Annotated in this window: 23 protein-coding genes and 1 pseudogene; 10 read left to right on the forward strand and 14 right to left on the reverse strand. The window is 65.8% G+C overall.

The window, feature by feature from the left end; all coding sequences use genetic code 11:
• Window positions 1-22 precede the first annotated feature (22 nt).
• The 6 genes from XaplCFBP3123_RS13345 to XaplCFBP3123_RS13370 are packed head-to-tail and all read right to left on the reverse strand — an operon-like array spanning window position 23 to window position 5,963.
• On the reverse strand, window positions 23-439 hold the full coding sequence (locus XaplCFBP3123_RS13345; RefSeq protein ID WP_104534480.1) for a Na+/H+ antiporter subunit G: 417 nt from the start codon (window positions 437-439) through the stop codon (window positions 23-25).
• Window positions 436-720 carry a K+/H+ antiporter subunit F gene (locus XaplCFBP3123_RS13350; RefSeq protein ID WP_016901330.1) on the reverse strand — a complete coding sequence of 95 codons (285 nt, stop codon included), beginning with the start codon at window positions 718-720 and terminating at the stop codon, window positions 436-438. Before XaplCFBP3123_RS13350 ends, XaplCFBP3123_RS13345 begins: the two co-directional genes overlap by 4 nt.
• Entirely contained in the window at window positions 717-1,223 is a 507-nt protein-coding gene (locus tag XaplCFBP3123_RS13355; protein WP_104534481.1) for a Na+/H+ antiporter subunit E, read from the reverse strand. The genes XaplCFBP3123_RS13350 and XaplCFBP3123_RS13355 overlap by 4 nt, the downstream gene beginning before the upstream one ends.
• Window positions 1,220-2,764: a monovalent cation/H+ antiporter subunit D gene (locus XaplCFBP3123_RS13360; protein ID WP_104534482.1), complete on the reverse strand. Its 1,545-nt coding sequence runs from the start codon at window positions 2,762-2,764 to the stop codon at window positions 1,220-1,222. Before XaplCFBP3123_RS13360 ends, XaplCFBP3123_RS13355 begins: the two co-directional genes overlap by 4 nt.
• The gene (locus XaplCFBP3123_RS13365) at window positions 2,761-3,135 is read right to left on the reverse strand and encodes a Na+/H+ antiporter subunit C (RefSeq protein ID WP_104534483.1); all 375 of its coding nucleotides are present in this window, start codon (window positions 3,133-3,135) and stop codon (window positions 2,761-2,763) included. Before XaplCFBP3123_RS13365 ends, XaplCFBP3123_RS13360 begins: the two co-directional genes overlap by 4 nt.
• Entirely contained in the window at window positions 3,135-5,963 is a 2,829-nt protein-coding gene (locus XaplCFBP3123_RS13370) for a monovalent cation/H+ antiporter subunit A (RefSeq protein WP_104534484.1), read from the reverse strand. The genes XaplCFBP3123_RS13365 and XaplCFBP3123_RS13370 overlap by 1 nt, the downstream gene beginning before the upstream one ends.
• A 166-nt stretch (window positions 5,964-6,129) precedes the next feature.
• On the opposite strand from XaplCFBP3123_RS13370, the gene XaplCFBP3123_RS13375 reads away from it, so the two are divergent.
• Complete coding sequence (locus XaplCFBP3123_RS13375) at window positions 6,130-7,032, forward strand: NAD-dependent epimerase/dehydratase family protein (RefSeq protein WP_172453254.1); 903 nt, start codon at window positions 6,130-6,132, stop codon at window positions 7,030-7,032.
• A 175-nt stretch (window positions 7,033-7,207) separates the two neighbouring features.
• Here the strand turns inward: XaplCFBP3123_RS13375 and XaplCFBP3123_RS13380 are convergent, their stop codons facing one another.
• From XaplCFBP3123_RS13380 to XaplCFBP3123_RS13410, 7 genes are all read right to left on the reverse strand, one after another.
• Window positions 7,208-7,693 (reverse strand): DUF962 domain-containing protein, encoded by a 486-nt coding sequence (locus XaplCFBP3123_RS13380; RefSeq protein WP_104534486.1) that lies wholly within the window; start codon window positions 7,691-7,693, stop codon window positions 7,208-7,210.
• 99 nt (window positions 7,694-7,792) lie between these two features.
• Window positions 7,793-9,388 (reverse strand): M4 family metallopeptidase, encoded by a 1,596-nt coding sequence (locus XaplCFBP3123_RS13385; RefSeq protein WP_104534487.1) that lies wholly within the window; start codon window positions 9,386-9,388, stop codon window positions 7,793-7,795.
• A gap of 424 nt (window positions 9,389-9,812) precedes the next feature.
• On the reverse strand, window positions 9,813-11,543 hold the full coding sequence (locus XaplCFBP3123_RS13390; protein ID WP_104534488.1) for a peptidoglycan-binding protein: 1,731 nt from the start codon (window positions 11,541-11,543) through the stop codon (window positions 9,813-9,815).
• A 109-nt stretch (window positions 11,544-11,652) separates the two neighbouring features.
• Window positions 11,653-12,048, reverse strand: a complete 396-nt coding sequence (locus XaplCFBP3123_RS13395) for a hypothetical protein (protein ID WP_172453255.1) — start codon at window positions 12,046-12,048, stop codon at window positions 11,653-11,655.
• A gap of 249 nt (window positions 12,049-12,297) precedes the next feature.
• On the reverse strand, window positions 12,298-12,804 hold the full coding sequence (locus tag XaplCFBP3123_RS13400; protein WP_104534581.1) for a hypothetical protein: 507 nt from the start codon (window positions 12,802-12,804) through the stop codon (window positions 12,298-12,300).
• A 289-nt stretch (window positions 12,805-13,093) separates the two neighbouring features.
• On the reverse strand, window positions 13,094-13,774 hold the full coding sequence (locus tag XaplCFBP3123_RS21520; RefSeq protein ID WP_172453256.1) for a hypothetical protein: 681 nt from the start codon (window positions 13,772-13,774) through the stop codon (window positions 13,094-13,096).
• A gap of 121 nt (window positions 13,775-13,895) precedes the next feature.
• Complete coding sequence (locus tag XaplCFBP3123_RS13410; protein ID WP_172453257.1) at window positions 13,896-14,822, reverse strand: phosphoribosylaminoimidazolesuccinocarboxamide synthase; 927 nt, start codon at window positions 14,820-14,822, stop codon at window positions 13,896-13,898.
• A gap of 206 nt (window positions 14,823-15,028) precedes the next feature.
• Here XaplCFBP3123_RS13410 and XaplCFBP3123_RS13415 point away from each other — a divergent pair, with 206 nt between their 5' ends.
• Window positions 15,029-15,358: a J domain-containing protein gene (locus XaplCFBP3123_RS13415; RefSeq protein WP_104534491.1), complete on the forward strand. Its 330-nt coding sequence runs from the start codon at window positions 15,029-15,031 to the stop codon at window positions 15,356-15,358.
• A gap of 137 nt (window positions 15,359-15,495) precedes the next feature.
• Here the strand turns inward: XaplCFBP3123_RS13415 and XaplCFBP3123_RS13420 are convergent, their stop codons facing one another.
• The gene (locus tag XaplCFBP3123_RS13420; protein ID WP_104534583.1) at window positions 15,496-16,335 is read right to left on the reverse strand and encodes an outer membrane protein; all 840 of its coding nucleotides are present in this window, start codon (window positions 16,333-16,335) and stop codon (window positions 15,496-15,498) included.
• Window positions 16,336-16,457: 122 nt separating this feature from the next.
• Here XaplCFBP3123_RS13420 and rpe point away from each other — a divergent pair, with 122 nt between their 5' ends.
• From rpe to XaplCFBP3123_RS13465, 8 genes and pseudogenes are all read left to right on the forward strand, one after another.
• Window positions 16,458-17,129 carry a ribulose-phosphate 3-epimerase gene (gene rpe / locus XaplCFBP3123_RS13425; RefSeq protein WP_104534584.1) on the forward strand — a complete coding sequence of 224 codons (672 nt, stop codon included), beginning with the start codon at window positions 16,458-16,460 and terminating at the stop codon, window positions 17,127-17,129.
• Window positions 17,126-17,617 carry a GNAT family N-acetyltransferase gene (locus XaplCFBP3123_RS13430; protein ID WP_104534492.1) on the forward strand — a complete coding sequence of 164 codons (492 nt, stop codon included), beginning with the start codon at window positions 17,126-17,128 and terminating at the stop codon, window positions 17,615-17,617. The genes rpe and XaplCFBP3123_RS13430 overlap by 4 nt, the downstream gene beginning before the upstream one ends.
• 233 nt (window positions 17,618-17,850) lie before the next feature.
• Window positions 17,851-18,780, forward strand: coding sequence for a lipid kinase YegS (gene yegS / locus XaplCFBP3123_RS13435; protein WP_104534493.1), 930 nt, complete (start codon window positions 17,851-17,853; stop codon window positions 18,778-18,780).
• Window positions 18,781-19,065: 285 nt separating this feature from the next.
• Entirely contained in the window at window positions 19,066-20,541 is a 1,476-nt protein-coding gene (gene trpE, locus XaplCFBP3123_RS13440) for an anthranilate synthase component I (RefSeq protein ID WP_104534494.1), read from the forward strand.
• A complete protein-coding gene (locus tag XaplCFBP3123_RS13445; RefSeq protein ID WP_104534495.1) occupies window positions 20,541-21,608 on the forward strand; it encodes a threonine aldolase family protein in 1,068 nt (355 codons plus the stop codon). The genes trpE and XaplCFBP3123_RS13445 overlap by 1 nt, the downstream gene beginning before the upstream one ends.
• A gap of 27 nt (window positions 21,609-21,635) precedes the next feature.
• Window positions 21,636-21,782 (forward strand): annotated as a pseudogene (locus tag XaplCFBP3123_RS13450) (SIMPL domain-containing protein); the annotation flags it as partial.
• A gap of 59 nt (window positions 21,783-21,841) precedes the next feature.
• Window positions 21,842-22,420, forward strand: coding sequence for an anthranilate synthase component II (locus tag XaplCFBP3123_RS13455; RefSeq protein ID WP_104534497.1), 579 nt, complete (start codon window positions 21,842-21,844; stop codon window positions 22,418-22,420).
• 175 nt (window positions 22,421-22,595) lie between these two features.
• Window positions 22,596-23,228, forward strand: a complete 633-nt coding sequence (locus XaplCFBP3123_RS13465; RefSeq protein ID WP_104534499.1) for a flavin reductase family protein — start codon at window positions 22,596-22,598, stop codon at window positions 23,226-23,228.
• The last annotated feature ends 59 nt before the right edge of the window (window positions 23,229-23,287 follow it).

The raw sequence follows: 23,287 nt of genomic DNA on the forward strand, positions 1-23,287 counted from the left end.
ATCCAAGCCGCAGCAAAAAGCCTCAATGCGGATCTTTGTCCGGCTCTGCGTGCTGCCCGGCGTTTTCACCGACATCGCCCTGCGTCTGCGGCGTGGGCAACCCTTCCTTTTTCATGTCGCCGTGGTTGGGCACTTCCGGGCGGTTTTCCATCATCAGCGACAGCGCTGCCTTGGCCATCAGATGGGCGCTGATCGGTGCGGTGATGAACAGGAACACGGTGATCAGCAACTCGCGCGGTTGCGGGTCCACACCCAGAAACAGGTGATAGCCCACCGATGCCAGCAGTACGCAGCCCACCCCCAGGGTGCTGGCCTTGGTCGGCGCATGCAGGCGCTTGAAAAAGTCCGACAGTTTCACCAGGCCAAACGCACCGATCAGGATGAAAAAGGTCCCGACCAGCAACAGCGCGCTGAGCAGATATTCGGTCAGCGCGATCATTCGACGATGTCCCGACGCAGCACGAACTTGCTGAGCACCACGGTGCTGCCGAAGCCCAGCATCGCGATCACCAGCGCAGCTTCGAAGTAGATCGGCGAATCCAGGTACATGCCCAGCAGCATCAGCTCGGCGATGGCGGTGATGGACAGGGTGTCCAGCGCCAGGATGCGATCGGGCACGCTCGGGCCGCGCAGCAGGCGCCACAGCGCCATCAGCATGGCCAGGCCCACCGCGTGCATGCAGATGACGATGGTCGATTCGATGAACATGTGGCCGGTCATGGAAAGATCTCCATCAGGGGCTTCTCGTAGCGTGTCTTGATCTCGGCGATCAAGGCGTCCGGATCGTCAAGATGCAGCACGTGCACCAGCAGATACTTGCGGTCGTCCGAGAGCGCCGCCGACACCGTGCCGGGGGTGAGCGTGATCATGCTGGTCAGCGCGGCGATGCCGTGGATGTTGGCGATGTCCAGCGGCACCCAGATGAAGCCGGGGTGGATGCGCGACTCTGGTCCGAGCACCTGGCCGGCTACCTTGATGTTGGAGCGCACGATGTCGCCGGCGGCCACCAGCAACATGCGCGGCACCGAGCGCAGCGACCCGATGCGGGCGAACTCGCGGTCCAGGCGCGCCGCAAAGATCGGCACCACCCAGCCCAGCAGCACGCCCAGTACCCATTGCTTCGGCCCGAAGCTGTCGCTGAGCAACAGCCAGAAAATGAAGACCGTCACGCTCAGCGACGGCGAGGGCAGCAGCCGGCTGCGCAGCGGCATGCGCATGCTCATGGCTGCCTCCGTTGCGGCGTGGTGGCGCGCACCTGCTCGACGTAGGCGCCGGGATCGCGCAGCTGCATGCCGGCCGCGTCGGCGTAACGCATCAACGGGCCGGCACCGGCGGTCATCGCCACCAGCCCGCCCAGCAACAGTAACGTGGCGGCGGTCTCCACCGGGCGCATGCGCGCACGACGTTGCGGCTGCAACTCGGGGACATCCTGCACCGCTTCGGGCACGCGCCAGAACAGGCGCACGCCGGCACGGGTCAGGCCGATCACCACCAGCAGGCTGCTGCCGAGGATGGCGACCCACACCGGCCCGACCAGGCCGGCGGGCACGTGCTGCAACAACGCGGCCTTGGCCAGGAAGCCGGACAACGGCGGCAGCCCGGCGACCGCGACCGCCGCGACCATGAACATCGCGCCGGGCATCCCGCGCCGCGGCAGCGGCGCGATCACTTCCTTGCGGTCGCTGGCGCTGCCGCGGCGGCGCCGGATCAGGTCCGACACCATGAACAAGGCCGCGGCCACGAAGCTGCTGTGCGGCAGGTAGTACAGGCCCGCACCCAATGCGCCGGCATCGTCCAGCGAGAAGGCGATGAACAGCGTCGCCGCCGAGAACACCACCAGATACGACACCATTACCCGCAACCGCGATGCGGCCATCACCCCGAAGGCGGCCATCAACAGCGTGGCGATGCCCAGCCACAGCAATGCGTGGCGACCGAAGCCCTGCAGCGCGCCGGCACCGGCGCCGAACCACAGCGCCGACACCCGCAACGTCGCGTACAGCCCGACCTTGGTCATGATCGCAAACAGCGCCGCCACTGCCGCCGGCGCGCGCGAATAGGTCTCCGGCAACCACAGGTACAGCGGCAGCAACGCGGCCTTGCTGCAGAACACCAGCAGCAACAGGCCCAAACTGGCCTTGGCCAGCGGCACGTCCTGCGCCGGCAATGCGGCGATGCGTTGCGACAGTTCGGCCATGTTCAAGGTGCCGAACACGCCGAACAGCAGGCCCAGCGCGATCAGGAACAGGGTCGACGCACACACGTTGAACACCACGTAATGCAGGCCCACACGCATCTGCAGCCCGCGCCCGCCGCTGAGCAACAGGCCGTAGGAGGCGATCAGCATCACTTCGAAGAACACGAACAGGTTGAAGATGTCACCGGTCAGGAATGCACCGTTCAAGCCCATCAACTGGAACTGGAACAAGGCATGGAAATGCGGCGCGCGCCGGTCCCAGCCCGCGCAGGCATGCAGCAGGCAGGCCGCGCCCAGGATCAGGGTGGTCAACAGCATCCACGCCGACAGGCGGTCGCCCATCAGCACGATGCCGATGCGCGCCGGCCAATCGCCCAGCAGATATACCAGCACGTTGCCTTCTGCCGCACGCGCGAACAGCGCGAGCACGGCTGCTGCCAGCAATGCCATGCTCGTCCACGCCACCGTGCGCTGCACGCGCGGCCCATAGCGGCGATGTTCGACGAACAGCGAGGCCGATGCGCCCAGCATCGGGATCAGGATCGGCAGGATCAGCAGATGATTCATCGCCGTGCCTCGCGCGTGTCCATGCCGGTGGTGGCGTCTTCATGCGCATCCACATGGTCGCTGCCGTTGTCGCTGCGGCTGCGGATCGCCAGCACCAGGCTCACCGCGGTCATCGCAAACGCAATCACGATCGCGGTCAGTACCAGCGCCTGCGGCAACGGATCGGTGTAGTGCATCAGGTCGGCCGGCGCGCCCTCGCGCAGCACTGGCGCCTGACCGCTACGCAGCCGCCCGCCGGCGAAGATCAGCAGGTTGGTCGCGTAGGACAGGAAGGTCATCCCCAGAATCACATCGAAGCTGCGTGCGCGCAGCAACAGGTAGATCGCCAAGGCGGTGAGAACGCCGATCGCGCTTGCCACTGCCAATTCCATCAATGCTGCTCCGCAGTGCGTATCGAACGTTGGGTGGGGTCGATCTCGCCGCGCTGCGAGCTGCGCGTGCGCGAGGGTTTGATCGTGCCCATCATCGACAGCATCAACATTGCCGCACCGAACACCACCAGATACACGCCGACATCGAAGCCCAGCACGCTGGCCAGTTCCAGATCGCCCAGCAGCGGCAACGGAATCTCCAGATGCCCGCTGCTCAGAAACGGCATGCCGAACACCAGCGCACCGGCGCCACTGACCAGCGCGCACAGCAGGCCGATGCCGATCAGACGGATGTAGTCGAAGCCGAAGCGCGATTCCACCGACGCGGCGCCCTGGATCACATACTGCATCAGCAACGGCACCGCCAGCACCAGCCCGGCGATAAAACCGCCGCCGGGCGCATTGTGACCGCGCAGGAACAGGAACAACGACACCGTCAGCGTCAGCGGGAACATGATCTGCGCCAGATCGGCCGGCACCGGCAATTTGATCGGCGGGCCGGGCATGGTGCGCTCCGGCGCCATGCGCGAGCGCCGCAGCAGCGCGTGCACCACCAGCCCGGCAATGGCGAACACGGTGATCTCGCCGAAGGTATCGAAGCCGCGGAAATCCACCAGGATCACGTTGACCACGTTGCGCCCGTATGCTTCCGGCAACGCACGCTGCAGCAGTTCGCCGGCCACCGTGTGGCTGGGCTGGGTCATCAAGGTATAGGCCAAGGCCGCAAGACCGGCGCCACCGACGACGGCGATGGCCGCATCGCGGAGTTTGCGAAGGCGCGCGGGCTCGGGCAGCGAGCGCTCGGGCAGGTAGTTCATCGCCAGCAGCATCAGCACCAGCGTCACCATCTCCACCAGCAACTGGGTCAACGCAAGATCCGGTGCCGACAGGAACACGAAGGTCATGCTGACGGCCAGGCCGGTACCACCCAGCACCAGCACGGCGAGCAGACGCTGCTTGTACAGGAACAGGCTGCCCAGGGCGCAGGCGATCATCAGCAGCCAGATCGTCCAGCCCAGCAGCGGCAGCGGGGTGGGCGCCGGCCAGGCCGGCAATGCGCCGCCCTGCAGGAACGGCACCAGCGCCACCACGACCGCGCTCAGCACCAGCAACATCAGCATGCGCTGCAGATTGCCGTTGGTGACCGCATCGGTCATGCGCACGGTACCGGCGAACAGGGCACGCAGGTTCCAGTTGAACAGCGCCTTGCCCGGCGAGCGGTTCTGGATCGCGTACATGTCCAGCGTGCGGCGCAGCGCCATGTACAACAGGGTGCCGCCCACCATGCCGGCGATGCTCATCGCCAGCGGCCAGTTCCAGCCGTGCCACAGCGCCAGGCTGTAGTCGGGCAGGCGCTCGCCGAGGATGGCGCTGGCACCGGCGCGCAGCACCGGCGCAATGGTCCAGGCCGGCACGATGCCCACGGCCACGCAGATCAGCACCAGCACATCCACCGGAATCCGCATCCAGCGCGGCGGCTCGTGCGGGGCGGTGTCCAGATCGCGCGGGCCCTGGCCGAAGAAGGTGTCGTGCACGAAGCGCAGGCTGTAGGCCACGCCGAGCAGGCCGGCCAGCAGTGCGGCGATGCTGGCCAACACACGCATGGTCTGCGGCGCGTCGGTTTCCAGCGCCACGGCAAAGAACATTTCCTTGGACAGGAAGCCGTTGAGCAACGGAACGCCGGCCATCGCCAGCGAGGCGGTGATCGCCAGCACGCTGGTGACCGGCATCAGGCGGCGCAGATTGCCCAGCTTGCGCATGTCGCGCGTGCCGGTCTCGTGGTCGATGATGCCGGCGGCCATGAACAACGAGGCCTTGAACACCGCATGGTTGAGGATGTGGAACACGCCGGCCACCACCGCCATCGGCGTGGACAGGCCGAACAGCATCGTGATCAGGCCCAGATGCGAAATGGTCGAGTACGCCAGCACGCCCTTGAGATCGTGCTGAAAGATCGCATGCCAGGCGCCGAGCAGCAGCGTGATCGCGCCGATGCTGGTGACCGTGTAGAAGAACAGATCGGTGCCGGCCAGGGCAGGATGCAGGCGCGCCAACAAGAACACGCCGGCCTTCACCATCGTGGCCGAATGCAGATATGCCGATACCGGCGTGGGCGCGGCCATCGCGTGCGGCAGCCAGAAGTGGAACGGGAACTGCGCGCTCTTGGTGAAGATGCCCAGCAGCACCAGCCCCAACGCATACGGATACAACGCACTGGCGCGGATGAGATCGCGGGCCGCCAGCACCGCATCCAGCTGGAAACTGCCGACGATGCGGCCGATCATCAGGATGCCGCCGAGCAGCGCCAGGCCGCCACCGGCAGTCAGCACGAAGGCCATGCGCGCGCCTTCGCGCGCGTCCTTGCGGTGCGACCAGAAGCCGATCAACAGGAATGAGCTGATGCTGGTGAGTTCCCAGAACACCATCAGCAACAGCAGATTGCCTGACAACACCATGCCGAGCATCGCACCCATGAACAGCATGAGATAGGCGAAGAAGCGCGATGCGCTGTCGCGTGCACTCAGGTAGTAATGCGCATACAGCACCACCAGCGCACCGATGCCCAGCACCAGCAACGCGAACATCCACGCCAGGCCATCGAGCCGCAGCGAGAACATCAAGCCGATCTGCGGCAACCACGCGTACTGGCTGCCGATCACCTCGCCGCGCAGCACGGCCGGTGTGAGCGTCGCCAGGATGACCAGCCCGCCCAACGGCGCAGCCGCAGCCAACCACGCAGTGATCGAACGGGAGGTGCGCCAGGGCAGCGCAGTGGCGGCCGCCATCGCAAATGGCAGCGCGAGCAGGATTTCCAGCGAGAAAGGCATGCAGGGAACACAAGATTCGCGAGCAGGCCAGAGAGCTTAACAAACCGTTGACTGACGCCCGCGTCAACGCCGTGGCCGCGCGCATGCGCAAATCGCCAAAGGATCGGCGTCGCGCCGCTGCCTGTCACTCGCTATGCTGGGATCACCCAGACTGCATCCGAGCCCTGTGACCGCTGCCGATCCCGCTCCGTCCACCGCCGCTTCTGCGCCGCGCGCCCTGGTGTTCGGCGGCAGCGGTCAGATCGGCGAACGTCTGCTGACGCGGCTGCTCAGACGTGGCTGGCAGGTGACGGCATGGTCGCGCCAGCCGCGCGCCGCACGCGCCGGGCTGATCTGGCAGCAAGGCGATCTGGCCGTGCCGGCTGCCGCGGGCGAGTCATTCGAGGTGATCTTCAGCTGCGGTCCGCTGGACCATTTCGCGCGCTGGTATGCCGAAAATCCGGTGCGCGCTCCGCGCATTGTGGCGTTCGGTTCCACCAGTCTGGAGGTCAAGGAACACTCGATCGACGCGGCCGAGCGCGATGTCGCGCAGCGCCTGGCACATGCCGAACAGGCGCTGTTTTCTGCAGCCCAGGCGCGTGGCGCCGCGGCGACGGTGCTGCGCCCGACGCTGGTCTATGGTGCCGGGCGCGACCGCACGCTCACCCAGATCGCCGGGCTGGCGCAGCGCACCGGCGCCTTCGTGCTGCCGGCCAATGCGACCGGGTTGCGCCAGCCGGTGCATGTGGACGATCTGGCCAGCGCCGCGCTGGCGGTGGTCACCCAGCCGGCGACGCAGCAGCGTAGCTATGCCGTGGGCGGTGGCGAAGTGCTGGCCTATACGCAGATGGTGGAGCGCGTGCTGGCGGCGCTGCCACGACCGGCGCGGCTGTACCAGGTGCCGCCCGGCCTGTTCGGTCTTGCCCTCACCGCTGCGCAGCGGCTGGGGCGCCTGCGTGGCATGAATACGGCCGCATTGCAGCGCATGCGCGATGACCTAGTGTTCGACCTGGAACCGGCGCGTCGCGACTTCGGTTATGCACCGCGCGCATTTCGCCCACTGCCCGAAGAGCTCGGCATCGGCGAGTGATACCCATCCGTTGCACGTGTGCGTCATGCCGCGCTGCGTGGCGCGCATCGCGCCACGTGGGTAATGCAGGAGGTGGCGCAATGACCGTCAGCCACTGCAGCGCTCAGGGAGGTGCGCCGCTTTCAAATCATGGCCACGCCGGCGACCGGCGGTGCTTTGCGCTCGTCGGCCGCGTTCAGTACCGCCAACCCAACTGACGATACAGCTTGGCCAACACCCAGATCGGCCCGATCAGCAGATAGGTCAGATCGGTCAGAAAGCTCGGCTTGCGGCCTTCGATCCGGTGGCCGACGAACTGCGCGATCCAGGCCAGCACGAACACCGTCAGCGCCGTGGCGAACAGGCCGGTGAGCCCGAGTCTGCCTTCGATCAACCGGCACAGGCAGCCGAAGAAAAAGAAGATCCCCAGCATGCCCAGGCCGAGCGGACGCGATAAGCGGTTGTAGTACGACCAGGCCGCGAACATCGACAACGCCGCCCACACGCCGCTGCTGAACCAGGTGCCGCCGACCGGGATGCACCACAGCAGGGCCACCACCGACCACAGGATCGCCGGCACCGCCAGCACGTGGATCTGCTGATTGGTCGCGTTGCGGTGATCGTCGGAGTAGCTGGCGAAATAGCGGTCGAGCGGTCGCGCGGTCTTGGTGCGTTCGGTCATGTTCCCTCCCAGGAATGACCCAAGCATACGCGCGCGGATGGCACTGTGGCAGCTGCGCTCCTTGCCACGCGCAGGGCGCGTGACAAGGGCCGGCATCCATCAGTTGACCGACACGGCGCTCCACGCTGCGGCAACCGCGCGGTACTGCGTGGAGGTGCTGCCGTACAGATCGGTGGCCGCACTCAGCGTCGCCCGGCGTGCGGCCGCATAGTTGGTCGAGGAGGTCATGTACACCGTCAACGCGCGGTACCAGATGCGGCTGGCCGCCGCCCGGCCGATCGCCGTCAATGCCGTATTGCCGTTGCAGACCAGTCCGGCCGGCGTCACGTTCCAGCTTGTGCCCGATCCGAAGCCGCTCGGCACCACCGCGCCTTCGGCCAGCAGGTAGTAGAAATGGTTGGCCACGCCCGAGCTGTAATGCACATTGAGCGAGCCCAGGCTGCTGCTGTAGCAATCGGGTGAATCGCCATCCAGGCTGGGCTTGAACATGTAGCGCAAGGCCAGCGTCCCGCTGCTGTTGCCCGGGACGATCTTCTCGCCGATCAGGTAATTGCCCGGCTGCGCGCTGTTGTTGGCGGAGTATTCCACCATCGCGCCCATGATGTCGGAGGTGGCTTCGTTCAAGCCGCCCGACTCGCCCGAATACACCAGGCGTGCGGTGCGGCTGGTCACGCCATGGGTCATCTCGTGGCCGGCCACATCCACCGACACCAGCGGCGTGAATGTGCTGCCGTCGCCATCGCCGAAGGTCATGCAGAAGCAGCTGTCCTGCCAGAATGCGTTGTTGTAGCGGCTACCGTAATGCACGCGGCTGCGTGCACCCACGCCATCGTTGGCAATGCCGTTGCGCGCATGGGCGGTGCGGAAATAGTCCCAGGTCAACGCCACGCCGTAATGCGCATCCACCGCCGCGGTCACCGTATCGCTGCTGGCGCCGCTGCCCCAGGCGTTGTCGGCATCGGTGACCAGCGTGCCGTTACCGGAGATGCTGTTGCGCATGTTGTAGGTGGCGCCGTTGCCGCGGCCCAGATCGGTCAACTCGTAACCGCTGCTGCAACGCGTCGTTGCCAACGCCACGTCGCCCGCATACAGCGAACGCCCGGTACCTGCGGCACTGGTGCCGCCCGCGCAGGCGGTATGCACCGTGTCCCAGGATTCCAGAACGCGTTGATTGACTGCATCGACGATGTAGTGCATTTCGGTCGGCGTCTGATCGGGTTTGACGCCGCTGTAGATCACTTCATAGACCAGCCGCGGTGCGCCCTGGCGCGCATACAACGCCAGACTTGCGCGCGGCGCGGCATCGGGTACCGGATCGAACTGCGTACCGGCCACACGCACTGCCGTGTCCGCATCGATGCCCGGCACGATGCTTGGGCGCACGCTGGTGTCCATGCTCTGGCTCACCTGACGCATCGCTCCGCGCCGCGAATGCACCACCACATCGCCGCCGATGACCGGCAGGCCCTGATACGTGCGATCGAAGCGCACATGCTCGCTGCCGTCGGCATCGACAATGCTGTCACGCGGCACAAACGCATCGGCCGTTGCGCGATTGGCCAGCGCCGCAGCGTGATTGCCCAACAAGGATTGTGCGCGCGACACTGCGGCAGTTGCGGAAAGATCCGCAGCAGCGGCGACAGCAGACAACGATAGCGCGCAGCAGATCGCCGCGCCCAGGACATGAACTTGCATGACGACTCTCTCCCCGAAAACGTGCAATGCGAAGATCGGCGGCGACACGCATCACGGCCGATCGCGACTGGCAACGGGTGCCAGCAGATAAACTTGCACAGTTCATGACAGTGCAGTAGTAAAAATTACAGCTGTGTTGCGTTCTGTGCGCCGCGCCGCTTTGCGATGTGGAGGGCATCGCAGAGCAGCAGGGGCGGCGTTGCGTGCGACATCGCCAGCGCTGCAGGCGTGTCGTCTTGCCGCAGTCTGGAGGGTGCGCCAACGTCCGGCGACGGACAACTCGCCGGCAACGAAAGGCAATCCCTCAGGTGTGTGCAGTCAGGCGAGGCCGCGGCGCCGCTTTCAGCGACGCTGTCGAGAGAGGACAGGCACAAAAAAACCGGCCAGACACCTGGCCGGTTTTTCGTGCTGCAGCGTTGAACCGTCAGCGGCCGCCGATCGCGACCTTCTGCTGCTCATCCTGCGCCTGTTGCTGCGCACCCTGGCCAGCCAGCAGTCGCGCACTGGTCTGCTCCAGCGTGGGAGCGGGCTGGTTCAGATCCACCGCCGCACGGAAGCCCGGCGTGGTCCCCATGACGAACGCCTTGCCATCCTGCACGGTCACGTTCTGCAGCTTGTCTGCGGAATCGATACCGTTCTGCTTTGCCTGCAGGGTGACGTGGGCCGCCGTCTCGTTGGAGATCATGCTCGGCAGCTTGCTGCGGATCGCGTTGTGCAAGGCATGGTCCGGATGCGAGGCATCATTGAGCGACGGCCCCTTGGGCGCTGCAACCTGCGTTTCACCGGCCTGCGTCCGGGTCTGCGCCGGTTGTGCGGACAACGCGGCCTGCGTATTGCGCCCCACCACGCCGTCGGGCTGCAGCCCCTGCTGCTTCTGAAACGCGATCACCGCCTCCCGCGTGTTGTCGCCAAAGCGGCCATCCTCGGCAAGCCGGTTGCCCTGCGCATCGCGCACGCCGAGACGGTTGAGGTCCTGCTGCAGCTTGCCGACATCGCCACTTTGCTCGCCATGCCGCAGCGTGGCGTTGCCGGCCACTGTCGCCGGCTGGGAGTGGCGAGCGCCGGACTCCTGCTGATGGCCCTGATTCCAGAACGTCTCCGGACTGGTCAGCTTGCCGTTGGCATCGCGCAACTGGTAATGCACATGCTGTGCGTACTGGCTATTACCGTTCGGGCCGCGTCCACCCATCGTGCCGATGGCATCGCCTGCGGACAGCGTCTGCCCTTCTTTCACCTTGAGCGCGTCCAGGTGCAGGATCTCGTGCGAGTTACCCTGTGCATCGCGGATCTTGACGGTGCCGTAGTTGCCACCCGCGAAGGTGACGGTTCCGGCGACCGGCGAATGCACCGTCGGGTGCTGCATGTTGCGGCCTGTCTGACCACCCTGGTAGTTGAAGTCGGTACCGCCGTGCGGCCCGTGGCTACCGCGGTGCTCGCCATAATGACCAGTGATATGCGGATCGGTACTGCCTTGACCGGGCAGCATGCGTTCCATCGTTTGCTGGAAATTGCTGCGGGCGCCATGGCTGGATTCGGCCGGGTGCATCGCTGGTGCCGGCCGGCCCACGGTATTGCCCTGCGTCTGGGCGAGACGCTGTTCGACAAACTGGGTGTAGTTGTCCAGATGAGGGGCAATCTCGCGCCGCGACAGAGCAAGGCCGCCATAATCCTTGCTGGGACCATCGTGGTGATATTTGTAGATGTAATCCTCGTCCTGGCCGCGGCTGCGCGCAAGGTCGCGGTTATCGATGAAATGTTGCACCAATGCCTGCGACTGCGTTTGCACGTCGAAGCGGTTGGATGTGTTGACGCCGTAATGCGCGCCGGTGCGGTCAATGAACTGACCCAGGCCCGAGGCGGACGTCGTGCCCGCAGCCGCGTCAGGGTTGAAGCCTGATTCAACCCGGGCGATGGCAAGGACGTAAGCGGTCTCGCGCGATGAAAGCCCGGCATCCCGCGAGGCGTCGATAAGGCTATCGATTACCCGTGATTGGGTGTGTGGACTGGCATCGCCCCAGCGACGCGATTCGCCATGCAGTCGGCCATCTCCGCTGTCGATGGGTTCGCGGTAATGGCTCCAGGGTTTGATCCGGTCGCTGCTGTATGCAGCGCCGCGTGGTTGAAGCATGTCGGTATAAATCGTGGTGTCGGTCATGTCGTGCGTTCCTTTCTATGAGACAGATTCTTCCTTGTAACGGGTACTGCTCCATGTACTGCGTACTGCGTTGGCCATGCACCGCCATCGGCGCACAGGCATCCTTTGCTCAGGGCTGGAAAGGCACCAGTTCCGGGTGCTTCAGTCCCAACTCTTCGAGTTTGTGTTCGTATTGATCGTTATTCGGGCTCTGCTGGCCGTCCTGCGTATGCAGCGGTGGTGTCGCGTGATTCAGCAACTGACCCTTGATGTCATACAGGAAGAACCATTCGCAAAATTCGCAGCCGTAAGGAAGCTCGCCGTACTGGACGACAAAATAGCTGCTCCCTTTGGCGTCTTCCGCGCAACCCAGGCCCACTGCCGTGTAATCCGCCATCTCCGGAGGCGACGCCACTTGCTGGCGCTGGCCCTCACGTTCCATTTCCAGGTGGGTTTTGGTGGAGCCGCCGTTCTCTGATGGCAACGCGCTCAGGTGCAGGCGCACGCCGGAGCATTCCTTGATCATGTCGTTCCGTCCTTGTGTATCTGCTTCTGTGGAAGCTGGGGATGGGGTAGTGGCAGGTGGCGTGCTGGGCGCGCTGGTGGTGGCAGCTGTGGCCCCCGGCTTGTCACCACATGCGGCAAGCACCAGGCTCAGACCAAGAGCGGGTAGGACGGAGATGACACGTCGCATCAGGTCGCCTCTTTGGCTGTTTGAAGGTGTAGGTGAGGATATCCACGCCGGCAGAATCTGCTTCCAGCCGCCCACCGACGTTTACAACGATTGGTCGTCCACCTTGACCAGCATCCAGCAGGGGCGCTGGGCGAAGTGGTAGACCTGCTGATCGCCGGTGTCCGGCGTGCGGACCAGTACCTGGCGGCCATCGGCCTCTTCGGAAATCGTGACCTCGCGGCCGCCGTTGCGGGCTGCCTCCAGGTTCGGGATGACGGGCCATTCGACCTCGGCCAGCGGAACCGTGCGGGTGACCGGCGTCGGCTCGGGCTGTGCGTCGGGGTCGAGTTGGATCATCGTCAGCGGATCGGCGGTGGCCTTTTCCTGTACTCCAATGTCTGCACTGAAGCTTTTCAGAAACGCAGAGAAGTCGGCGCTGGGGCAGGTTGTCGCCTGCGCAGGCGGTGTCGGAGCGGCGGCAGATGCCGAGGCTGCAGGTGCGGCCGTTGCAGCAGGCGTCGCGGCGCCGGCCGGCTCTGCCTGCGGTTTGCAGGCAACCAGCGCCAGGCTCAGTGCGAGGGCGTGCAGGGACGTTCGGAAAAGGGCCAACGGATCCTCCTGATCATAGCGGGGCAACTGGAACGCGGGCGGTATGCTATACGCGCACTGCTTGCCAATGTGTGAAAGCTAGCGGAGCCCGAGTTTACGCAAACTGGCCGGCATGCGGCAGGCCAATACCCTGACAGAATAAGCAGCCTGGCGGTGGCCCGGTGCTCGGGTGAGTCCACGGCCGTTGATTGTTGTCAGCAAAGCCAGGTTATCTCAATCGTGCATGCGCCAGGATCATAATAATTTGATCATGGTTTACCCGGAGATCTATCCGGTGTGGCGCGCGTGACTATGTCCCGTTTGAAAACACATCGAGTGCATCCGCACCCACCCATCCCTGCGCGCAGTCGCCGACATATTGGCCTGGTGCGGCGGCATGACAGCTCTCGCCAGTGGTGGTCTTCGGGCGTTGGATCGGCCTGTCGCCATATGTTCCGCATGCCGGGTTGTTCTTGCAGTGGGCGACACTGTCTGCAGGAATTGCGACGACGTAGTAATACAGTGGATTCTGTCCGGCGCGGCCGATCGCTTGAATGCACACGAGCTGGCCCTGCGCCAGCCTGGCTCTGGCGACCGTACGACTGCCAGTGGTCGGCACCGCATCAAGTGCATCCACCCCGTTTGCCTGCGCCACGCCGGCAAACAAGCCCGCATCGCCACATACCGGCGAGAGCTCTACGTCGTAGAAATCGCCGGCATCCACATTCCCGGCCGTGCAGCCTTTTGCCATATTCGCATCGGCACACTGCACGCCGCTTGCCTGTAGCAACGTCGCGAACCGGTCATTGACGGAAGCGCCAGTAGAAGCCGGTGCATGTACTGATGCAGACGCCGATGTCGTCGATGTGACTGGCGGCGCGACGGGAGTTGCTGATTCGCCGGCGCTGCATGCACTTACTGCAAGCAGCCCGGGCAGCAGTGCGTTGCGTAACGCCGGCAATCTGCGGAACGAAAAGTATGAGAGCGCCATTGCGACTTCCTTGGGCAACCGGCCGCGTCAGGTGCGTCCTTCAACGCTCAATAAAGAGCGCCGCTGCCCGCCATTGTTGCTTTAATACAGCCTCAAAGCCCCGGCAGCGGGGCCTTGAAGATCAATCGACCGAAATACCCGCCAACCGCTGCAGTGCCTCGGCATATTTCGCGCGGGTGCGTTCGATCACGTCTGCCGGCAGGCTCGGGCCGGGCGCGGTCTTGGCCCAGTCCAGGGTTTCCAGATAATCGCGCACGAACTGCTTGTCGTAGCTGGGCGGGCTGGTGCCGAGTTCGTACTGGTCGGCCGGCCAGTAGCGCGACGAGTCCGGGGTCAGCATCTCGTCCATGATGTACAGGCGGCCATCGGCATCGGTGCCGAATTCGAACTTGGTGTCGGCCAGCAGAATGCCGCGTTCGGCGGCAAAATCGGCGGCGAAACGGTAAATGCGCAAGGTGGCATCGCGGACGCGTTCGGCAAGCTCGGCGCCGACGGTCTTGACCATCGCATCGAAGTCGATGTTTTCGTCATGGTCGCCGACCGCGGCCTTGGTCGACGGGGTAAAGATCGGCTCGGGCAGTTTCTCGGCCTGGCGCAGGCCGTCGGGCAGGTCGATGCCGCTGATCTTGCCGGTGCGCTGGTAATCCTTCCAGCCGCTGCCGATCAGGTAGCCGCGTGCGATCGCTTCCACCGGCACCGGTTTGAGCTTGCGCGTGACGACCGCGCGTTTGGCATACAGCGCCGGGTCCACGCCCTCGGGCAAGACCTGCTCCACGGTGATGTCGACCAGATGGTTGGGCATCAGGTGTTCGGTCTTGTGGAACCAGAAGTTGGACACCTGGCACAGCATCTCGCCCTTGCCGGGGATCGGGTCGGGCAGCACCACGTCGAACGCGGACAGGCGGTCGGTCGCCACCATCAACAGGTAATCGCCCGGGGGCGCATCGGCGGGCAGGCGCTCGCGGGGAATGTCGAAGACATCGCGGACCTTGCCACGGTGACGCAACGGCAGGCCGGGCAGATCGGATTGCAACAGCGTGGTCGACACAGGCACTCCTAAGGACGTCGCAATGACGCTGTCCCCGGGACCCGGCGGGCCCGCGGGTGGGCAGCGGGCCGCGTAGTGTACGGCGCTTCGGCGCGCGCCGCTGGATTTATTGGGGCCGGCCCGGCGGCCGGCGTGCATGCCGCGTCAGCCAGCCCGGGCGGGCGTTCGGGTAAGATCGCCAGCCCGCCTTCCCGCCCCGATCGCCCATGTCCTGGTACGGAAAATTGCTCGGCGCACTGGCCGGCGCCTTGCTGTTCCGCGGCGCGCCGATGGTCGGGCTGATGATCGGCCTGGCGATCGGGCATGCGGTAGACGCCGGCTGGTTCAAGCGCCGCGCGGAAAACCCGTACGAAGCGCTGGGACTGGAGCCGAACGCCACCACCGCCGAGATCGACCTGGCCTACCGCCGGCTGATGTCGCGCTACCACCCGGACAAGGTGGCCAACGCCGAGCCGGAAGCACGCCGCCAGGCCGAGCGGAAAGCCAGCCAGATCAATGCGGCCTACGACCGGATCCAGCGCCTGCGAAAACGCTGATCCAGCCCTGCGCTTCGTTATCGCTGCCAGGCGGTATGGCGCCCGCACAGGATCGGCATGCGCGCCATCGCCAATAAAAGCCAATAAAAAACGCCCGACCCGTGACAGGTCAGGCGCGGTCACTCAGACGCCAGGACTCAGAAGCGATAGGTCGCCGTCAGGCGCACTGCATTCGACGAAAAGTCGGTATCGCTGCGGCGCAGATCGGTGCCGGCCGGATTGACGCGCAGGAACGGGTTGGTCGCCGGCGCGGTGCCAGGGCCGACCCGCACGCGGGTGTCTTCGTCCTGCAGGCGGGTGAACAGGTACTCCACACCGACCGAGACGTTGTCGCTCAAGCGGCGCTGCAGGCCCAGGCCGGCCTGGTAGCCGTCGGTGCTGTCGCCACCGCTGCTGGTGAAGCTGTTGGCGGTGTTGCTGCTGGAGAAGCTGTGGTCGAACTCGCCGCGTGCCACGCCGGCGGTGACATAGGCCAGATAATCGCCCTGCGCGCCGAAGGCATAGCCGATACGGCCGCGCAGTGCGGCGGTGCGGTTGAGCTGGCGGGTGAAGGTGTAGAACGCCGGGGTGGTGCTGAAGGCGCTGACGCTGTCGCGCAGGTCGTTGCGGGTGTATTCGGCGACCACGCCGTAGACCCAGTTGCCGGCCTGCCAGTCGTAGCCCAACCGCGCACCGTATTCGGCGCCGCCCTTGTCCTTGCTGCAACCGCTGGCGGGGGTGCGCCCGGCAGCTGCGCCGCCGCAGAACCCGGGCGAGAAGGCATCGGCACCGGTCGGGGTGCTGACCTGGTCGCCATCGCGGCCGTCCAGGTTGGTATCGAAGCCGAAGCGGCCGCCGGATACGCCACTGACGTCGGCGCCGCCGACATTGGCGCCGATCGAGAAACCTGACCAGTCGGCCGGGCCGGTCTGTGCCCAGGCGGACGGGGCGAGGGCCATCAAAACAAGCGCAGCGGAGGCGAGCGGGGTGGTCTTCATGCGGTGTCCTTGGCGAAAGCGCGCGGTGCGCCGGTCTGGTGCATACGCAGGCGGGACCGGCGCGGATGCACTGGCGTTGCGCGCCTGCGACAATGCGCGTCCCGTTCCTTGACGAGCTGCCCATGCGACCGACGGCGATTGCCCCGTCCATCCTGTCCGCCGATTTCGCCCGTCTGGGCGAGGAAGTGAACAACGTCCTGAAGGCCGGCGCCGACTGGGTGCACTTCGACGTGATGGACAACCACTACGTGCCCAACCTCACCATCGGCCCGATGGTGTGCCAGGCGCTGCGCAAGCACGGCATCGTCGCGCCGATCGACGTGCACCTGATGGTCGAGCCGGTGGACCGCATCGTGCCGGACTTCGCCGAGGCCGGCGCCACCACCATCAGCTTCCATCCCGAAGCCAGCCGGCATGTGCACCGCACGATCCAGCTGATCAAGTCGCACGGCTGCCAGGCCGGCCTGGTACTCAACCCGGCCACCCCCGTGGACATCCTGGATTGGGTGCTGCCCGAGCTGGATCTGGTGCTGGTGATGTCGGTCAATCCCGGCTTCGGCGGGCAGGCCTTCATTCCCTCGGCGCTGGATAAATTGCGTGCCATCCGCACCAGGATCGACGCGCTGGGCAAGCCGATCCGGCTGGAGATCGACGGCGGGGTCAAGGCCGACAACATCGGCGCGATCGCTGCCGCCGGTGCCGACACCTTCGTCGCCGGCTCGGCCATCTTCAATGCGCCCGACTATGCGCAGGTGATCGCGCAGATGCGCGCGGCGGTGGATGCGGTGCGATGAGCGTGCCCGCGCTGCAGATCCGCGCTGCCACGCCCGACGATGCGCCGCTGCTGCACGAGCTGATCACCGCACTGGCGGTGTACGAACGCGAGCCCGATGCGGTCAAGGCCAGCCCGGAGGACTTGCGCGCCAGTCTGTTCGGCGACGGCGCCACCGCGCATGCGCTGATCTGCGAGCAGGACGGCCAGGCGCTGGGATTTGCGGTGTATTTCTTCAACTACTCGACCTGGCTCGGCCGCAACGGCCTGTATCTGGAAGACCTGTTCGTGCGTCCGCAGGCGCGCGGGCAGGGCGCCGGCCTGGCGTTGTTGCGGCATCTGGCCCGGTTGGCCGTGCAGCGTGGCTGCGGGCGTTTCGAATGGTCGGTGCTGAACTGGAATCAGCCGGCCATCGACTTCTACCAGGCGGCCGGTGCGCAGCCGATGGACGGCTGGACCGTCTACCGGCTCGACGGCGAGCGGCTGGCCGCCTTCGCCGCTGGCGCCTGAGCGCGGCCTGCCGCGCCGCCGTGGCACGCAAAGAGAAGGCCGCCCCCATGGGAGCGGCCTTCAGGAAAATTGGAGGCTGATCCTGCCTCCGCCCGTCGTCCCTGCTATGGCCTTCCACTCTCCGGGTCATCGGTGACATGCCGATGACAGCCCGGCGACGTTGCGTATTCACGATGCACGCAGCGGGCCGCTGCTAGCCTGCGTCCACTACCCTCACAGCATTGGCAGCGTGCATGGCCGCGTCCCACTGGCATCTGATCCTCAACGGCAAGTCCACCGACAACCTGGACCTGCGTGAGGCGGTGGGAACGCTGCGCAAGCGCGGCATCCGGCTCGAGGTGCGGGTCACCTGGGAAGACGGCGATGCCGAGCGCTATGTCGGCGAAGCGGTTGCCGACGGCGCCCACACCGTGATCGCGGCCGGGGGCGACGGTACCTTGAGTGAAGTGGCCGCCGCGCTGGCGCATCACACCGCCGACGCCGCCACGCTGCCATCGCTGGGCCTGGTGCCGTTGGGTACTGCCAACGACTTCGCCACCGCTGCCAATCTGCCGATCGATCCGCTTGCTGCGTTGACCCTGATCGCCGAGCGCGCCGCCGAATCGATCGACCTGCTGCGCATCGACGCCGAGCACGGCCCGCACTGGTGCGCCAATGTCGCCAGTGGCGGGTTCGGTACCCAGGTCACCGTCGAAACCGACGAAGGCCTGAAGAAGATGCTGGGCGGCCTGGCGTATCTGATCACCGGCATGTCGCGGCTGGGCCGGATCGACCCGATCAGCGCCCGCTTCAGCGGCCCGGAGTTCAGCTGGGAGGGCGAGTTCATCGCACTCGGCCTGGGCAACGGACGCCAGGCCGGCGGCGGCCAGGCGCTGTGTCCGGAAGCCTTGATCGACGATGGCCTGCTCGACGTCACCATCGTGCCCGCGCTCAACGGCGAAGTGGCCGCCACCCTCGGCACCCTGGTCACCGGCGGCAAACAGGCCGCGCTGGAGCGTGTGGCCGTGCGCGCGCGGCTGCCGTGGCTGGAGATCGTCTCGCACCAGCCGCTGACCTTGAACCTGGATGGCGAGCCGGAGACCTCGCTGCATTTCCGTATTGAATGCGTGCCGGCGCGGTTGCGGATGCATTTGCCGGTGGAGTGCCCGTTGCGTAGCGCTTGAGGGCGGGGAATGGGGAATCGGGATTGGGGAATCGGAAGAGCGAAGAGCGTGGTGTTGCGGTGTCTCGGTGTCACGGGCTGTAAGACGCCCAAGCCGGACTGACGCAGCTTCGCGATTTGCGCGGCTTTCGCCTCGCGCCTGCTGCCCTCGCGCAGCAGTTGCGCTACAGTAGCGGCGTGTCCCGCCTGACGACTCCACGCTCCTTCTCTTCCGCTCGCCGCTGGTGGCGATGGTGGCCCGTTGCCGTCGTCCGCCCCGCCACAGAGTCCCGGAAGGAAAGTCGTCTTGATCACTGCAGAGCAGTTCCAGCGCCAGGCCGCTGAAGGTCACACCCGTATCCCCGTTGTCCGCGAAGTGCTGTCCGACCTGGACACGCCGCTGTCGGTCTACCTGAAGCTCGCCGACGGCCCCTACACCTATCTGTTCGAATCGGTCGAAGGTGGCGAACGCTTCGGGCGCTATTCCATCATCGGCCTGCCGGCGCGGCGCGTGTACAGCTTCCGCGGGCATACGCTGGAAGTCAGCGAGCACGGCGAAGTGCTGGAAACCCGCGAGGTCGCCGACCCGCTGGCCGAAGTCGACGCCTTGCGCGCCGAACATTCGGTGCCGCAGCTCGACGGCCTGCCCGGCTTCACCGGCGGCCTGGTCGGCTGGTTCGGATTCGAGTGCATCCAGTACATCGAACCGCGCCTGGGCAGCGGCGACAAACCCGATGAGCTGGGCACGCCGGACATCCTGCTGATGCTGTCCGAAGAGCTGGCGGTGTTCGACAACCTCAAGGATCGTCTGTACCTGATCGTGCACGCCGACCCGCGCCAGCCGCAGGCCTATGTGCGCGCCAACCGGCGTCTGGACGAACTGGCGCATCGCCTGCGTCAGGGAGGCGCCGGTTATCCGCAGGCGCAGATTTCCGATGCGATCGACGAGTCGGACTTCCACTCCTCGTTTACCCGCGAGGAATATCACGCGGTGGTGCGCAAGGCGCAGGAATACGTGCGTGCCGGCGACATCTTCCAGGTGGTGCCGTCGCAGCGGCTGCGCGTGCCGTTCCGTGCGCGTCCGGTGGATGTGTATCGCGCCCTGCGCGCGCTCAATCCCTCGCCGTACATGTATTTTCTCGACGTCGGGGGCACGCAGGTGGTCGGCTCCTCGCCGGAAATCCTGGCGCGCCTGCGCGATGGCGTGGTCACCGTGCGCCCGATCGCCGGCACCCGTCCGCGCGGTGCCACGCCCGAGCAGGACAAGGCGCTGGAAGCCGAGCTGCTGGCCGACCCGAAAGAGCGCGCCGAGCACGTGATGCTGATCGATCTCGGTCGCAACGATGTCGGCCGCGTGGCCGAACCGGGGACGGTCAAGGTGGGCGAGCAGTTCGTGATCGAACGCTACAGCCACGTGATGCACATCGTCAGCGAGGTCACCGGCACGCTCAAGGCCGGGCTCAATTACAGCGACGTGCTGCGCGCGACCTTCCCGGCCGGCACCGTCAGCGGCGCGCCGAAGATCCGCGCGCTGGAGATCATCCGCGAGCTGGAGCCGGTCAAGCGCAACGTCTATTCCGGCGCGGTCGGTTATATCGGCTGGCACGGCGATGCCGACACCGCCATTGCGATCCGCACCGCGGTGATCCAGGACGGATATCTGTACGTGCAGGCCGGCGGCGGCGTGGTCTACGACTCCGACCCGGATCTGGAATGGCAGGAGACCATGAACAAGGGCCGCGCGCTGTTCCGTGCGGTCGCGCAGGCGGCCAAGGGGCTGTGATGGACGGGCAGGGCAACGCTGCGCGCATCAGCTTCCGCAACGATTACAGCGAAGGCGCGCATCCGCGCCTGCTGCAGGCGTTGGCGCAGGCCAGTGCCGAGCAGAACGCCGGCTACGGCACCGATCGGCACACCGCGCGTGCGGCCGCGCTGATTCGCAGCGCGGTCGCGCAAGCGCAGGCCGAGGTGCATCTGCTGGTCGGCGGCACCCAGACCAACCTGACGGCGATCGCCGCGTTCCTGCGCCCGCATCAGGCGGTGATCGCGGTAGACGCAGGGCACATCGCCACGCACGAAACCGGCGCCATCGAAGCGACCGGCCACAAGGTGCTGACCGTCCCCGCGTTGCACGACAAGCTGACGCCGGCGCTGATCCAGCCATTGCTGGACGTGCACGGTAACGAGCACATGGTGCAACCGCGCCTGGTCTACATCTCCAACAGCACCGAAAGCGGCACCATCTACACCCGTGCCGAGCTCGAGGCGCTGTCGCGTTTCTGTCGCGCACACGACCTGCTGCTGTATCTGGATGGTGCACGCCTGGGCGCCGCACTGACCGCCGCTGGCAACGATCTGGATCTGCCCACCATTGCCGCGCTGACCGATGCGTTCTACATCGGCGGCACCAAGAACGGCGCCCTGCTCGGCGAAGCGCTGGTCATCGTCAATCCCGCTCTGCAGGCGGACTTCCGCTATCTGATCAAGCAGCGCGGCGCGCTGCTGGCCAAGGGCATGCTGCTGGGGTCGCAGTTCGCCACCTTGTTCGAAGATGGCCTGTTCTTCGAGCTGGCCGCACATGCCAATGCCATGGCGCAGCGCCTGCGCGTGGGATTGCTGGCTGCTGGCGCGCAGTTCACCAGCGACTCGCCAACCAACCAGCAGTTCATCGCCGTCAGCGCGCAGCGGGCCGCGCTGCTGGCGCAACGCTACGACTTCGAACGCTGGGAAGTGCGCACCGATGGCAGTCACGTGATCCGCTTCGTGACCTCGTGGGCGACCACGGCAGCGTCGGTCGATCGGCTCTGTGCGGACTTCGCAATGCGCGGTGGCCCCGATGCTTGTGCATAACCACGTCTCTTATCAAGGATGAACCCGATGAAGCGAATTGCCGTTTGGATTGTCGCCAGCCTGTTGATGCTGCCGCTCGCCGCGACAGCGCAGGTCAACAGCCTGCCATCGCAGCCGCATTTGCTGGTCAAAGGCCAGGCCTACCGCACGGTCGACCCGGATCGCTTCATCATCGGTCACCTACACCGAAAACATCTATGCGGTCTTCCTGATCGCGCAATGAGTCCCCTGCCATGCTGCTGATGCTCGACAACTACGACAGCTTCACCTACAACCTCGTGCAGTACCTGCAGGCCCTGGGCGCCGAGGTCACGGTGGTGCGCAACGACGCGATGAGCGTGGATCAGATCGCCGCGCTCAGGCCCGAGCGCATCGTGATCTCGCCCGGTCCGTGCACCCCGAACGAGGCCGGTATCTCGCTGCAGCTGATCGAGCAGCTGGGCCAGACCACGCCGATCCTGGGCGTGTGTCTGGGGCATCAAAGCATCGGGCAGGTCTATGGCGGCGATGTGATCCGCGCCGACAACATCATGCATGGCAAGACCTCGCCGATCCGCCACCAGGGCAAGGGCGTGTTCGCCGGCCTGCCGGACAGCTACGAGGCCACCCGCTATCACTCGCTGGTGGTGGACAAGGCCACCTTGCCCGACGCGCTGGAAGTCACCGCCTGGACCGAGAATCCGGATGGCTCGATCGAAGAGATCATGGGCCTGCGCCATCGCCAGTTCCCGGTCGAAGGCGTGCAGTTCCATCCCGAGTCGATCCTGACCCAGCACGGTCACGCCTTGCTGAAAAACTTCCTGCAACGTTGATCGAAATGCGTACCGCGTGCGTCGCCAGTGCCGCTGCAACCTTCGTCAGTCTCGATGCAGTCTTCAGCAACATCGATGCACCGGCGATCGATGCGCACAATGCCCGCAATCACCTGCGCGGCAGCGCGCGGCGGGTTTCCCGCTTCGCTTCGTCCACACCTGCATCCGGATCACGATGAGCACCGCCAGCGACAGCTTCCACTTCTACGAACCAGGCCAGGGCCACGGGCTGCCGCACGATCCCTTCAACGCCATCGTCGGTCCGCGACCGATCGGCTGGATCGGCTCGCGCAGCGCCGAGGGCATCGCCAATCTGGCGCCTTACAGCTTCTTCAATGCGTTCAACTACGTGCCGCCGATCGTCGGCTTTGCCAGCATCGGCCGCAAGGACAGCTTGCGCAATATCGAAGCCACCGGCGAGTTCACCTGGAACCTGGCCACGCGCCCGTTGGCCGAGGCGATGAATGCCAGCGCGGCGATGGTGCCGGCGGAGGTCGACGAATTCGCATTGGCCGGCTTGCAGATGGCGCCGTCGCGGCTGATCGATGTGCCGCGTGTCGCGTCCAGCCCGGTCAGTTTCGAATGCCGGCTCAGCCAGCTGTCGCCGCTGCAGAGCGCAGGCGGTCAGGCCATCGAAACCTGGCTGGTCCTGGGCGAAGTGGTCGGCGTGCATCTGGCGCACGCGGCGTTGCAGGACGGCATCTACGATCCCGCGGCCGTGCAGACGATTCTGCGCGCGGGCGGTGCCGCCGATTATTTCGAAGTGCAGGCGCAAGCGCGCTTCCGCATGCGGCGCCCGGGCCAGTGAGCGCTGCGCGCTACGACGCTGCATGGTATTGCCGCGATGCGCGACTGCAGCGCCAGGAT

This window comes from Xanthomonas arboricola pv. populi (assembly GCF_002939945.1).
In the GTDB taxonomy this organism is placed as follows: Bacteria; Pseudomonadota; Gammaproteobacteria; order Xanthomonadales; family Xanthomonadaceae; genus Xanthomonas; species Xanthomonas arboricola_A.

Coding starts and splice junctions, on each gene's coding strand:
- XaplCFBP3123_RS13345 (WP_104534480.1), bottom strand. CDS start 439: ATGATCGCGCTGACCGAATATCTGCTCAGCGCGCTGTTGCTGGTCGGG.
- XaplCFBP3123_RS13350 (WP_016901330.1), bottom strand. CDS start 720: ATGACCGGCCACATGTTCATCGAATCGACCATCGTCATCTGCATGCAC.
- XaplCFBP3123_RS13355 (WP_104534481.1), bottom strand. CDS start 1,223: ATGAGCATGCGCATGCCGCTGCGCAGCCGGCTGCTGCCCTCGCCGTCG.
- XaplCFBP3123_RS13360 (WP_104534482.1), bottom strand. CDS start 2,764: ATGAATCATCTGCTGATCCTGCCGATCCTGATCCCGATGCTGGGCGCA.
- XaplCFBP3123_RS13365 (WP_104534483.1), bottom strand. CDS start 3,135: ATGGAATTGGCAGTGGCAAGCGCGATCGGCGTTCTCACCGCCTTGGCG.
- XaplCFBP3123_RS13370 (WP_104534484.1), bottom strand. CDS start 5,963: ATGCCTTTCTCGCTGGAAATCCTGCTCGCGCTGCCATTTGCGATGGCG.
- XaplCFBP3123_RS13380 (WP_104534486.1), bottom strand. CDS start 7,693: ATGACCGAACGCACCAAGACCGCGCGACCGCTCGACCGCTATTTCGCC.
- XaplCFBP3123_RS13385 (WP_104534487.1), bottom strand. CDS start 9,388: ATGCAAGTTCATGTCCTGGGCGCGGCGATCTGCTGCGCGCTATCGTTG.
- XaplCFBP3123_RS13390 (WP_104534488.1), bottom strand. CDS start 11,543: ATGACCGACACCACGATTTATACCGACATGCTTCAACCACGCGGCGCT.
- XaplCFBP3123_RS13395 (WP_172453255.1), bottom strand. CDS start 12,048: ATGATCAAGGAATGCTCCGGCGTGCGCCTGCACCTGAGCGCGTTGCCA.
- XaplCFBP3123_RS21520 (WP_172453256.1), bottom strand. CDS start 13,774: ATGGCGCTCTCATACTTTTCGTTCCGCAGATTGCCGGCGTTACGCAAC.
- XaplCFBP3123_RS13415 (WP_104534491.1), top strand. CDS start 15,029: ATGTCCTGGTACGGAAAATTGCTCGGCGCACTGGCCGGCGCCTTGCTG.
- XaplCFBP3123_RS13420 (WP_104534583.1), bottom strand. CDS start 16,335: ATGAAGACCACCCCGCTCGCCTCCGCTGCGCTTGTTTTGATGGCCCTC.
- rpe (WP_104534584.1), top strand. CDS start 16,458: ATGCGACCGACGGCGATTGCCCCGTCCATCCTGTCCGCCGATTTCGCC.
- XaplCFBP3123_RS13430 (WP_104534492.1), top strand. CDS start 17,126: ATGAGCGTGCCCGCGCTGCAGATCCGCGCTGCCACGCCCGACGATGCG.
- yegS (WP_104534493.1), top strand. CDS start 17,851: ATGGCCGCGTCCCACTGGCATCTGATCCTCAACGGCAAGTCCACCGAC.
- XaplCFBP3123_RS13445 (WP_104534495.1), top strand. CDS start 20,541: ATGGACGGGCAGGGCAACGCTGCGCGCATCAGCTTCCGCAACGATTAC.
- XaplCFBP3123_RS13455 (WP_104534497.1), top strand. CDS start 21,842: ATGCTGCTGATGCTCGACAACTACGACAGCTTCACCTACAACCTCGTG.
- XaplCFBP3123_RS13465 (WP_104534499.1), top strand. CDS start 22,596: ATGAGCACCGCCAGCGACAGCTTCCACTTCTACGAACCAGGCCAGGGC.